Source organism: Arcicella sp. GW458-12-2-14-TSB2, assembly GCF_059423785.1.
This window is the reverse complement of sequence record NZ_JBWKYN010000184.1, coordinates 1-11,839: the sequence shown is the minus strand read 5'-3', so window position 1 is coordinate 11,839 and position 11,839 is coordinate 1. Positions and strand designations below refer to the sequence as shown.

Annotated in this window: 7 protein-coding genes; all 7 read left to right on the top strand. The window is 37.7% G+C overall.

Going from position 1 to position 11,839, the window contains the following annotated elements; translation table 11 throughout:
* Positions 1–225: 225 nt before the first annotated feature.
* Positions 226–984, top strand: coding sequence for a uroporphyrinogen-III C-methyltransferase (cobA, locus tag AC07XN_RS20330; RefSeq protein WP_494744367.1), 759 nt, complete (start codon positions 226–228; stop codon positions 982–984).
* A gap of 115 nt (positions 985–1,099) precedes the next feature.
* Positions 1,100–2,395, top strand: a complete 1,296-nt coding sequence (locus AC07XN_RS20325; RefSeq protein WP_309923688.1) for an MFS transporter — start codon at positions 1,100–1,102, stop codon at positions 2,393–2,395.
* 236 nt (positions 2,396–2,631) lie between these two features.
* A complete protein-coding gene (locus AC07XN_RS20320; RefSeq protein ID WP_494744366.1) occupies positions 2,632–4,251 on the top strand; it encodes an alginate export family protein in 1,620 nt (539 codons plus the stop codon).
* Positions 4,252–4,501: 250 nt separating this feature from the next.
* Positions 4,502–5,710 carry a CmpA/NrtA family ABC transporter substrate-binding protein gene (locus AC07XN_RS20315; RefSeq protein ID WP_494744365.1) on the top strand — a complete coding sequence of 403 codons (1,209 nt, stop codon included), beginning with the start codon at positions 4,502–4,504 and terminating at the stop codon, positions 5,708–5,710.
* 73 nt (positions 5,711–5,783) lie between these two features.
* Complete coding sequence (ntrB, locus tag AC07XN_RS20310; RefSeq protein WP_309923695.1) at positions 5,784–6,572, top strand: nitrate ABC transporter permease; 789 nt, start codon at positions 5,784–5,786, stop codon at positions 6,570–6,572.
* 52 nt (positions 6,573–6,624) lie between these two features.
* Positions 6,625–7,482, top strand: coding sequence for an ABC transporter ATP-binding protein (locus tag AC07XN_RS20305; protein ID WP_494744364.1), 858 nt, complete (start codon positions 6,625–6,627; stop codon positions 7,480–7,482).
* A 476-nt stretch (positions 7,483–7,958) separates the two neighbouring features.
* Positions 7,959–11,588, top strand: a complete 3,630-nt coding sequence (locus AC07XN_RS20300) for a molybdopterin-dependent oxidoreductase (protein WP_494744363.1) — start codon at positions 7,959–7,961, stop codon at positions 11,586–11,588.
* Positions 11,589–11,839: the final 251 nt, after the last annotated feature.

Sequence of the window (11,839 nt, the reverse complement as noted above, 5' to 3'; positions counted from 1 at the left end):
GGATAATTGCACTTTAAATATAAACCTGTTTTTAAATAAAATACGTAAAAATGCTTATTTCATGTTCAAATTTAAACCTATTTTTTATGATTTTGCAAATTTTTTGAGAAAATTAATAATTTTTGAAACTTTTATTTTGATTATTAACAATTATATGCAATGTTTGTATCGAAATCACAACTAAGTATTTATAATCATTATTGTTCAGGTATAAAATACTAAAATATGAATATTCCAAGATTAACTTTAATTGGTGCCGGCCCCGGAGACATAGAGCTTATTACAGTAAAGGGTATTCGTGCAATTAAATCGGCGGATGTTGTATTATATGATGCACTGGCCAATGAAGAATTATTGGAGTTCGCTCATCCTAAAGCACTTCGCATTTATGTAGGGAAACGCTTAGGCAAATATGTTTATACCCAAGAAGAGATTAATCAAAAAATAGTAAGCTTGGCCTTAGAGTACGGTCATGTAGTGAGGTTGAAAGGTGGAGACCCGTATGTATTTGGACGAGGTTTTGAAGAACTAGAATATGCTCGAAATTTTAACATTGAATGTGAAGTGGTATCGGGCGTGACTTCGGCCATTGCCGCACCTGCATCCATCGGCATTCCAGTAACAACAAGAGGTTTTTCAGAAAGTTTTTGGGTAATAACAGGAACAACAAAATCAGGAGAATTATCAAAAGATATAGCATTAGCAACAAAGTCAAGTGCAACAGTAGTGATTTTAATGGGAATGAGTAAGCTGAATCAAATCTGTGACTTGTTCCAACAAAATGGTAAAGGCGAAACGCCCATAGCGATTATCCAGAATGGTACGCGTGAAAATGTAAATTTTGCTATCGGCACAGTATCTACTATTATTCCAATTGTGAAAGAACAGCAAATATCAAACCCTGCTGTGATTGTAATCGGTGAAGTGGTGAGTTTACACCCTTCATTTATCGAAAAGTTTAGTGATCAGTTAGTTATCAAATAAATACAATTTTTTCTTCCCTTCAGCATCCGTTGAAAAAAGTCTATCGTGGGGGCGATAGATTTTACAAATCGGAGAAATTTTTAAGAAGATAATTTCTCTGTTTTAAAAAAAGGTTATGAAAAATATCAGTACAAACAAGCCGCTTGATGCTTTGAATGTATTTTCTTTCAAAGGCATTCAAATGCAAACTTTTCACATTACTTGGCTTACTTTCTTTTTCTGTTTCTTTGGTTGGTTTGGAATCGCACCCTTAATGAAAATCGTAAAAGACGATTTAGGGTTAACAAAAGGTCAAATCGGGAACATCATTATTGCTTCAGTTTCTGCCACTATTTTTGCACGTTTAATTATCGGTCGCCTATGCGATACACTAGGGCCAAGACTTACTTATACATGGTTATTAGCGATAGGCTCTATCCCAGTAATGACCATCGGTTTGGCAAATAGTTATGAATCATTTTTATTGTTTAGGTTAGCTATTAGTGTCATTGGAGCATCGTTCGTCATTACGCAATATCACACCTCAGCAATGTTTGCACCAAGTATCAAAGGGACAGCTAACGCTGTAGCTGGAGGTTGGGGCAATCTAGGTGGAGGAGTAACCAATATGGTAATGCCATTGGTATTTGCGGCCTTTGTTGGAGCAGGATATGCCAATCATAATGCTTGGAGATTCGCCATGATAATTCCGGGAGTGATTTTGCTGATTATGTCTTTTGTTTACTATAAATTCACTCAGGATACACCTACAGGCAACTACGCTAATATTGAAAGAGAAGCAGTTCAAAAAGGCTCTTTCGCATCGGCAGCATCAGATTATCGTACTTGGATTTTGTTTCTAGCATACGGTGCTTGTTTTGGTATCGAAATTACATTTGATAACGTAGCAGCACTTTATTTTACTGAAAACTTCTCATGCGATTTAAAAACAGCAGGTTTATTAGCTGGCGCATTCGGATTTATGAATCTTTTTGCCAGAGCCATCGGTGGAATTGTGGCAGATAAAGTAGGTAAAGTGTACGGAATGAAAGGCAAGGGCTGGTTATTAGCAGGCTTGCTAGTGATGGAAGGCTTAGGAATTATGCTTTTTGCTCAGACAGGCTCAATAGGTTTTGCCGTAATAGCGATGTTGGGTTTTGCCATGTTTTTGAAAATGGCTAACGGAGCAACTTATGCCATTGTACCTTTTATCGATTCAAAAAATGTAGGTTCGGTAGCAGGTATTGTGGGTGCAGGAGGGAATTTAGGCGGTGTATTAGCAGGGTTTTTGTTCAAATCAGAAACCATTACTTATGCAGAAGCATTCATTTATATTGGAATAAGTGTAGCGGTGATTGGGGGATTAACGGCACTTATTAAATTCGAGAAAAAGACTTTACCAGTAACAGAACAAACCCTAGAAATTGCTTAATCCTCTTTAAACCAATGTTACAAGCAGTACGTGCTTGCAAACAATCGCTCAAAATTTTTGAGAAAACGTTTTTTGAAATATTGTATTAATTAACCATTCTAAAATGAGTAGAATTTTGGGTTGATGGTGGGGGCTATCGACTCAACATTAAAGAAAAACCCGAATGAGATGGGGGTCTCGATTCGGGCGAAATTGCGTAAACTCTGTTAAAATTTTTCACAATCAATCACAAAAGTATGAAAAAATCTTACATTTCTAGGCTTGCATTAGTCTTAATTTTGGGTGTTTATACCCAATTTGTCGCAAAAGCGCAATTCACTTTGCAAGGGCAAATGAGAACACGTACAGAAGTACGTAACGGATTGGGAAATTTAGCCGCTAACGATGCTAAATCGGCAGCTTTTACTTCTCAAAGAACAAGATTAAACTTTGGTTATAAATGGGATAGAGTAACCTTTGGTGCTGCTATTCAAGATGTGCGTGTTTGGGGGCAAGATGCTTCTTCTATCTCTAATGGAGATGGTTTGAAACTAATGCTTCATGAAGGTTGGGCAGAAGTAACATTAGCTAACAAAGCCGATACAACCATTAAATTTAAATTAGTTGATTTATTGAGTATCAAAATTGGTCGCCAAGAATTGATTTACGATGATGTTCGTTTAATTGGTAACCTCGATTGGTTACAACAAGGTCGTAGACACGACATGGTGCTGTTGAAAGGTGTACACCACGGCTGGCAGTTTGATATTGGGCTTGCTTATAATCAAAACTCAGATGCTTTTGGTGTTACTGGCACAGGATATGTACCAGCGAACTTAAGTGCTACTACCAGAACATCAACAGGTGTTTTAGTGCCAACACCAGCAGGAATTATTCCTTTGACAGTAGGTGGTGGAATCGGAGCAAATTCAGTAAAAACAGGTGGTGCTTTGGCATGGGTAAACCCTCCATCAACCAATGGAGCTTCGCAAGACTATCAGTCTTTCAAAAGTGTTTACATCAGTCGTAAGTTTAACCAAACGAAGTTTTCTGGTTTATTCTTTCAAGACGATTTCAGTGCTTATCGCTTAGATTCTGTAGGGAGTGCCTCAACAGGATATGTGTATGGAAGAAGATTTGTTTCGTCGGGTGCGAGCGATGTATTCGATTATAGCCAGTCACGTAGCCGTACAACTTATGGTTTGATGATTAATCATACCATTGGTAATGCTTCTAGTTTCGGAAAAATCGCTTTACAAGGAGCCTACTACGGACAAACAGGCAAAGACCGCGAAGGAAATGACATGGATGCTTATCACTATACGTTGGCAGCCACTTATCAAAAAAGTAGATGGGCCTTTACATTAGGATATGATGTGCTTTCGGGCAACGATGGATCAAGTGCGACAAACAACTATAAAGGCTCGTCAGGAAAGAATAATCGTTTTGACCCATTATACGGAACACCACACAAACATTGGGGATATATGGATTACTTTTATGTAGGTACTAATTCGCCTGCTGGAGGTTTGAATAATGGATATTTTAAAGCAAAATACACGACGAATGTGCTAACAGTGGGAGCTGACTTTCACACATTTGCTTTAAACAAAGCAACGACAAAGGCCGATGGGACATTGGTAGGGACAGATTTAGGTAACGAAATAGATTTCACATTGAATTACAATATGAACAAGTTTACCAATCTTGAATTAGGCTATTCTGTAATGATGGCAACCGTCAATATGCCATTTGCTAAAGGACAAGCTACTACCGATGTTGCAGCGGCCAGTTTTAACAAAACTGGAACATGGTTTTATGCCATGATAAATATTCGTCCAGATTTCTTTTACGCTAAACCAGTAGCGATAAAATAATTTAGTGGTTTAGTTAGTGAGTTAGTGATTGAGTGAATACTAAGTTGTAAATTGTGAGTGATGAGTTGTGTTTAAAATATTGTCATCCAGTGTTTTGATTCACAAATGCCATCGTTTAAATGTAAAATGCTTAATATAAACACTAAAAACAATCACTAATTCACTCATTCGCTAAATCACTCAATAACATCCCTTCTTGCTTCGATGGGGGTCGAAACAGGGAGTATTTACAATACTAAAACAAAAAAACATGAAAACTCTGTTAAAAAAATCAATCACTGTACTGTGTTTAATGGTACTTTCTGTGGCTGTTTCAGCCTCAGGAGTGAATCCACCAGCGAGAAAAATTAAGTTAGGATTTATTCCACTTACCGACTGTGCGCCACTTGTAGCAGCCAAAGAATTAGGACTTTTTGCTAAATATGGCGTTGATGTAGAACTTTCAAAAGAAGCCTCTTGGGCTAATATTCGTGATAAAGTATTGAATGGTGAATTGGACGGTGCACACTGTTTGTTCTCAATGCCACTTTCTGTCTATACAGGCGTCGGTGGAAAAGCAGGGTCAGAAATGAAAATCGCCATGGTGTTGAATAATAACGGTCAGGCCATTACGCTTTCTAAAGATTTTTGTGGTTTAGTAGGCTACAAAGAAATGAACAAAGTAGCGGCAGCCATCAAAGACGTTAAGACTAGAAAAGAAGTAACCTTTGCCATGACTTTCCCAGGAGGAACGCATGACATTTGGTTAAGAAATTGGTTAGCAGCCGCTGGTGTAAATCAAAAATCGGTAGGTATCATCACGATTCCACCGCCACAAATGGTTGCTAATATGCGTGTAGATAATATGGAAGGCTTTAGTGTTGGCGAGCCTTGGAATGGTGTTGCGGCGGCTCAGAACGTTGGTTTTACACACATTGCTTCACAAGATATTTGGCAACATCACCCAGAAAAGGCGTTGGTAGTTAATTCAAAGTTTGCTGGTGAAGAGAAAGAAGATTTGAAAAAAGTAATGAAAGCCATTCTGGAAGCATGCAAATGGTTGGATAATATGGGCAATCGTAAAAAAGCGGCTAGCTGGTTAACGAAACCTTATTATGTAAATGCTCCATTACAAGTAATTGAGGCACGTTTGTTAGGTTCAAGTGATTTAGGGTGTGAGTTGGGCGTGCAGAAATACAAAGGAGATTACATGACGTTTTATAACAATGGTGTTGTAAATACGCCTCATAAATCTCACGCCATGTGGTTTTTAGCACAATATGTTCGTTTTGGATATTTAAAAACAGAACCTAATTATAAAGCCATTGCTGAAAAATTGATTCTTGATGATTTGTTTGCAGAAGTAGCCAAAGAAATGAGCGTGCCTGTTCAGGTAGATATGAAGCCTTTCAAAACTACTTATGATGTTGTTTTCGACCCAGCTAATATCGACGATTACTTAAAAGCAACTAAAAAATAAAGTTTGTCAGCACTTATCGGTTGACTAAACTTTACAGATAGTTGACCGATAAGTGACAACAGACACCAAAATCATGAAATCAATTTCTATCAAAGATATAGCCATCAATACGCTTTATTTTTTGGCAAGTATGACCATCCTATTAGGTATATGGCATCTTATTTCAGTGATTACCAAGGCTGAAATTCCTAGTCCAGCCTCTACTTGGGTAGTTTTTAAAGAACTTATTGCAGACCCTTTTTATGATTACGGTCCTAATGATAAGGGCATAGGCATTCAATTATTAAGCTCTTTAGGAAGAGTATCAACAGGTTTCGCATTGGGAAGCTTAATTGCTATTCCAATGGGTTTATTGATGGGTTCAACAAAAATTGGGATGAAATTATTGAACCCAATCGTTCAAATCCTTCGTCCAGTGTCACCTTTGGCTTGGTTTCCATTAGGTTTATTAGCCTTCAAGGCTTCAGATGGAGCTACTATTTTTATCATTGCTATTACTTCTTTATGGCCAACAGTTATTAATACCGCTTTTGGCGTATCAAGTATTCCAGACGACCATAAAAATGTAGGCAAAGCCTTTGGTTTTTCTAAATGGAAATACTTAACCAAGATAATGTTGCCTTTTGCCATTCCTCATATCATTACAGGCTTGCGTTTATCCATTGGTATTGCGTGGGTAGTGATTGTAGCAGGCGAGATGCTTTCGGGTGGCGTAGGAATTGGTTTTTTTGTATGGGATAGTTGGAATGGTCTTTCTTTAGAAAAAATTCTGGTAGCAATTTTGATTATCGGAACGGTCGGATTATTATTTGATAAAGCTTTCAATGGCTTGCAAAATGCATTCTCTTGGGACAAAAAGTAATCTGAAACTGTATTTTGAATATTCATTCTAACGTCAAAATCATTATTCCATCATGACTAACATATTAAATACAAGTCAGTTAGCTGATTCAGCCAACGATTTTCATAAAATAAGTAACCGTGAGACTGCTATCGACATCAAAAACGTAACAGTAGCATTCAAAGGAGCAAAAGGTACTTTTACAGCTGTACAAGACATTAGTTTAACCGTAAAAAGAGGAGAAATAGTAGCCTTGATTGGTCACTCAGGATGTGGTAAATCAACCTTGATGAATACTATTTCGGGTATGGTAACACCATCATCTGGCGAAGTAATTGCCAATGGCAATATTGTAAAAGGTCCTGGTCCAGATAGAGGAATCGTTTTTCAAAACTATTCATTGCTTCCGTGGATGTCGGTTTACAAAAACATTTATGAAGCGGTAGATTCAGTTTTTAAAGATAAAAACTCGAAAGAGAAACACGAGATTGTTGATCATTTCATTCAAATGGTGAATTTAACACCTCATAAAGATAAATTACCGGGTCAGCTATCAGGAGGAATGAAACAGCGTGTAGCCATCGCTCGTGCTTTTGCTATCAACCCAAGTATCCTTTTGTTAGATGAACCTTTCGGTGCGTTAGATGCCCTGACCAAAGGTTCGATGCACATTGAATTATTGAAGCTTTGGAATTTGGATAATCGTAATAAAACCATTGTAATGGTTACGCATGATATTGAAGAGGCTATTTTCTTGGCCGATAAAGTAGTAGTAATGAACAATGGTCCAGCGGCAACAATTAAAAAAATTGTAGACATCAATTTGCAAAGACCTAGAAACAAAAAAGACATCACGCATGACCCTGAATATATCAGAGTCCACGATGAGTTACTGAGCTTATTGTTTGATAAGTTTTCTATAGAGGATTAAATAAAAAATCCCGAAGTTGTTAGCTTCGGGATTTGTCCCTAGTCCTTGGCGGAGGAGTGAAGGAGATAAGATTTTGGAATGGTTAAGTATTAATACAATCAAATTATATGATTAATTAAAAATTCCAAAATTGCCTTTTCACAGGCAAATTTGTGTAGCCTTTTTTCATTAGCGTTAGACAAATCTAAGTAACATAAGCCATTTTCGCAAATAAAAAAGAATAAAAATCATTTTACTTTTCAATGAGTGCTTTTTATTCATGATTGGTTCGGAAAAAATGTTTGAGATGCCGAAACAAAGTTTTTTAGATTAGCCTAAAAACATAAAAATATAACTATGTAAATTAAAACTTTAACTATATTAATAATATTGACACTAAAATACTTAGTTATAGGATCTTAAGTCCCTTATAAGTAGGATTATTCAAGGGACAGAAAAATTGAAATTAATGTGAATATTGTAAATCATCAGAAGCAATGAGCAGTAAATCGAATCTTAAAAAGTATAAATCTACCTGTTCTTACTGCGGGGTTGGATGCGGCGTTGAAGTAACTGATTTGGGCAACGGTAGGCTAAACCTTGAAGGAGACAAAGACCATCCTTCAAGCAAAGGAATGCTGTGTTCAAAAGGGATGAATTTACATTATACCGTAATGGATAAATCGGATAGATTGCTTTATCCAGAAATGAGGTTTAATAGAAATATGCCACTACAAAGGGTGTCTTGGGACACAGCCTTAGACCGTACTGCTGCTATTTTTAAAACTTTTATCCAAAAATATGGTCCCGACTCTGTCGGTTTTTATGTTTCTGGACAATGCCTTACTGAAGAATACTACGTAATTAATAAGCTTATCAAAGGGTTTATTGGTTCTAATAATATTGATACCAATTCTCGTTTGTGTATGTCGTCGGCAGTAGTAGGCTATAAACTTACTTTGGGTGAAGACTCCGTACCTGTTTGTTATGATGATATAGAATTGGCAGATTGTTTTTTTGTGACGGGTGCTAATCCTGCATGGTGTCATCCTATTATTTGGCGTAGGGTCGAGGCTCACAAGCAAGCGAATCCTGCTGTGAAAATAATTGTGGTTGACCCACGACGCACGCAAACAGCCTCTCAAGCAGATTTACACTTGCAACTCCAACCCGGAACAGATATTACATTGACCAATGCCATTGGAAGAGTATTAATTGAAAAAAATTGGATTGACGTAGATTTTATTACCAACAATACGGATGGCTTTGAGGCATATCAAACACAGGTAATGCAAAGGACGTTGGAAGAAGCGGCTGAGATTTGTGGTGTAGCTGTGGAAGACATTGAATTAGCAGCACAATATATTCACGAAGCCAAAGGCTTTTTGTCGATGTGGACAATGGGCTTGAACCAGTCTGTCGTGGGGGTAAATAAAAACCTGTCCTTGATAGATTTACATTTAATTACAGGTAAAATTGGCAAAGAAGGCAATGGCCCTTTTTCATTAACAGGACAGCCGAATGCGATGGGTGGTCGTGAAGTTGGCGGTTTGGCGAATATGTTACCTGCACACCGTGATTTATTAAATCCTACTCATCGTGATGAAGTACAGGCATTTTGGGGTGGAACAAAAATATCTGATAAACCGGGCTTTACCGCTACAGAGATGTTTGACGCTTTGGCAGAGGGGCGAATGAAAGCAATATGGGTCGTATGTACGAATCCGTTAGTAAGTATGCCCGATGTTACCTTGGTAGAAAAGGCCTTAGAGAAAGCCAAATTTGTGGTTGTTCAAGATATTTCTAGTCGTTCGGATACGTTAAAATATGCCGATGTAGTATTGCCAGCGGCGGCTTGGCTAGAAAAGGAAGGCACCATGACCAACTCGGAAAGACGCATTACTTATTTGCCTAAGATGGTGGATGCACCGGGCGAGGCAATGGCTGATACAGAAATTATTAATCTTTTCGCTAAAAAAATGGACTTTGGCGACGCCTTTAATTACACTTCCCTTTCCGATGTTTATGACGAGCATTGTCGTTCAACCAAAGGAACAAACATTGATATTTCGGGGCTTAATTACGAGATTTTAAAAGAAAATCGAAGCGTTCAGTGGCCTTATCCATCGAATCAATTAGTAGGAAAAAATAGCTTTGAGAGAAACGAAGAAACAGCAGATTTTTCAAAAGATGTTGTGACTTTTCCAAAAACCCTAAGCTCAAATCTTGATAATCCTAATGTTGATGTTCGAGGAACAAAACGCTTGTTTACAGACGGCAAGTTCTACACCTTAAATCAAAAAGCAAAAATTCATGCGGTGCCAGATGAAAACAATTCTGAAAGCTTGAATGAAGATTTTCCTTTAGTGATGACCACTGGTCGTATTCGTGACCAATGGCATACCATGACTAAAACGGGGAAAGTAAATAAATTAAATCAGCACATTTCACAGCCTTATCTGGAAATTCACCCTGAGGATGCACTAGCGAGACAGATTGTTGATAATCAAATTGTAGAAATAGTTGGGCGTAGAGGAAAAGCACAGGTAAAAGCAAAAATTACAACAGATATAAAGCAAGGAGTGTGTTTTATGCCGATGCACTTTGGTAAAATTTTAGGCAATGATTTTGGTCGAACTAACAATTTAACCAATAGTCTTTATGACCCACGTTCTAAAGAACCTGATTTTAAATTCACAGCCGTTGAGGTGCGTGCTTATGTAAAACCGCATGAAAAAATTATCATTATTGGTGCAGGTTCAGCAGGGTTAGGTTTTATCAAGTCGTATCGTGAATTGAATCAAACTGATGAAATTCATGTTTTCTCTAAAGAAATATATCCTTTTTACAACAGAGTAATGTTGCCAGATTACATTTCGGGCGCTCAAGACTGGTCTCAATTGGTAAAATTGCGTGAAGACCAGTTTGTGGAATCAAACATTCATGTTCATAAAGGCATAGAGGTAGTCAATATCGACCGTAAGAATAAGGTAATCGTAGATTCAGAAGGAAATGAGCATACTTACGACCGCCTGATTCTAGGCATGGGTTCACGAGCATTCATGCCTCCGTCGATTCCGAGGATTCCTGGCATATTCAATATGCGTTCTAGAATAGATGCGGATAGTTTAATGCCATTTTTAAAACAAGAAAATCCTCATGCTTTGATTGTTGGCGGAGGTTTATTGGGGCTTGAATTGGCCGCATCTTTGCGTGAAATGAACATCAAAGTGACCATTGTACAACGTACAAGCCGTTTTATGGATAGACAGCTAGATCAATTAGGGTCTGAGTTACTCACATCAGAAATCCTAAATTTGGGAATAGACATCTATTTCAACGACGAGGTCTCTGCATTGTATGGTACCGATAAATTTGAGGGTGTAAGATTAAAATCGGGTAGAAAAATCGATGCTCAGGTAGCAGTATTTGCGATTGGAACCTCACCTAATGTTGAGATTGCCCGTGCCGCAGGCATAGAAGTAAATCGGGGGGTTGTTGTAAACGACTATCTACAGACATCTGACGAAAGTATTTTTGCGGCTGGCGAAATTGCACAGTGGCGTGGACAAATGTGGGGTATTACAGCCGCCGCCGAACAACAAGCAGACGTAATTGCAAAATACATTGCAGGCGACTATGCTAGTTATTACAAAGGTTCGCTTTCGATGAATATCATGAAGATTCAAGGAGTTCAGCTTTGTTCATTAGGAATGATTGATACACCTAAATCACCCGAATATGAGGAAGTTATTTTTATAGATAAAGCCAAGCGATATTACAAAAAATGTATTATCCACAAAGATAAATTGGTAGGAGCCATTCTGATTGGTGATAAATCTGAGTTTTTAGAATTCAAAGGCTTAATTGCTAACGAAATAGAGCTTTCGGATAAGCGTTTGGAATTATTGAGAAGTGGCAAAAAAGCTGACCCTGTAATGGGCAAATTAGTTTGTTCTTGTAATAATGTAGGCGAAGGCAATCTGAAAAATACGATTGCTGGAGGATGCAAAGATTTTACAGCATTGTGTTCACAAACAGGGGCAGGCATGGGTTGCGGAAGTTGCAGACCCGAAGTAAGAGCAATTTTGGAAAATGCATTAAAGGAAGTATTGGCAGAAGCATAATATTGGGCATAAAAATAGGGAAGATATCGCTAGACATACTTCCCTAAATTCATTGTACAGAGGTTAAAATGCTGTTTTGCCATAGTCGTTAATGTTTTAAGATTAACGGATAGCTACAACTACGTCACGGTTTGTGATAAGGTTTGTTTTGATCTCAAAAGTTTTTGATTCAACAACGTTAACATTTTGGCTAATTACTTCGATAGTATATTTTCCATCAGCTAAGCTAGAGAAATCAAAAGTTTTAGCGA